Annotated in this window: 1 protein-coding gene and 1 pseudogene; one reads left to right on the top strand and one right to left on the bottom strand. The window is 62.7% G+C overall.

Features of this window, described 5'->3' with window-relative positions:
* Positions 1–31 precede the first annotated feature (31 nt).
* The gene (locus H7I87_RS19865) at positions 32–637 is read right to left on the bottom strand and encodes a hypothetical protein (protein ID WP_155729922.1); all 606 of its coding nucleotides are present in this window, start codon (positions 635–637) and stop codon (positions 32–34) included.
* A gap of 201 nt (positions 638–838) precedes the next feature.
* Here H7I87_RS19865 and H7I87_RS29235 point away from each other — a divergent pair.
* Positions 839–1,000 (top strand): annotated as a pseudogene (locus H7I87_RS29235) (plasmid mobilization protein); the annotation flags it as partial.
* Positions 1,001–1,124 lie beyond the last annotated feature (124 nt).

Genomic DNA, 1,124 nt, shown 5'->3' with positions numbered 1-1,124 from the left:
TAGTTCGGCAGGCGCCCGGATCACCAAATGGTCAGTGTCGCTCTAATGCCCAGTAGGGCGGCAGCTGTTGCAGCTTCTGGCGGTAGCCCGGTTCTTCCATCTCGGCGAGCTGGCTGTCGCGGCGATCTTTGTCGGGCCATTGCTTGACGCGGTTGAGTAGCCACTGGTACCAGTCGGTGGCCAGGCCGCCGGCGGTAAGGCCTGCTCGATATGAGGCTGTTTGGAGGTCGCGCTGCATCGCGTAGCGCTCGGTGATGTCGTCGACGGGTTTGCCTGCTTCGGCGCGGATGTGTTTTTCGAGTTCTTCCATGTCGTCGAGGCACTGTTTACTGGCCGTGTACCAGGCCTCCAGTGAGGCGCGCCAGCCGACTTTCATGTCCGGTTCCCAGTCGGCGTCGGGCGAGTTGGCGACCTCGCGGGCGGCGCGTTCCCGGATCTGTTGGTGGTCGACGGCGATGTCGTCGATGGGCCGTGCGGTGGTTTCGATGAGGGTGGTTCGCCAGTCGATGTCGAGGCAGCCTTCGCGGGCACACAACAGCTGTATGTGAAGCATTGCCGCCTTGATGGTTTGGTAGGCAAGGTCTTCGATGCGGGCTTCAGTTTGGGCGATTTTGGCGGGGCCGTCGGTAGGCATCACGGTGTGATTTTGCCGTTTCGGACGGGGCGACTACACATGGTGGTGGGTGTGGCACGCGGAGCGCTAGGTTATGACCTGGTGATTGCAGCGTCTGCCTGGTCGCTGGCACCGGCGCTGTTGAGGATGGCGAGGATTCGGTGTCCGTCGATGTTGGCGTGACGGAGATCTGGCAGAAAGCGTTCGGAACGTCGCCAGCGGACCGCCCTCATCGCACTCCGCGTGCTGCCGCGCGAACGCGACCAGCTTTACGAGGCCGCTCGAGCCCGCGGGGTGAGCGTATCGGAATTAATCCGTGCCAGCGTCCTCGCTGAAATCAAGTCGGACGTCATGACCGCATCGCAGCCGAGATCGTCCGATGATTAGTGGCCGGACCCCGTGAACTGGTCCACGGCGAACGAGAGTCGTTCATTGGTGGGTACAGCTGGCAGCGTAGCGGGCTGGGGGCTGGTAGCCCAGTGACGAATGTCGGCGGTGGTGGTTGTAGTCG

Source organism: Mycobacterium timonense (assembly GCF_025821985.1).
GTDB classification, from domain to species: domain Bacteria; phylum Actinomycetota; class Actinomycetes; order Mycobacteriales; family Mycobacteriaceae; genus Mycobacterium; species Mycobacterium avium.
This window is presented reverse-complemented; position numbering and strand designations above follow the sequence as displayed.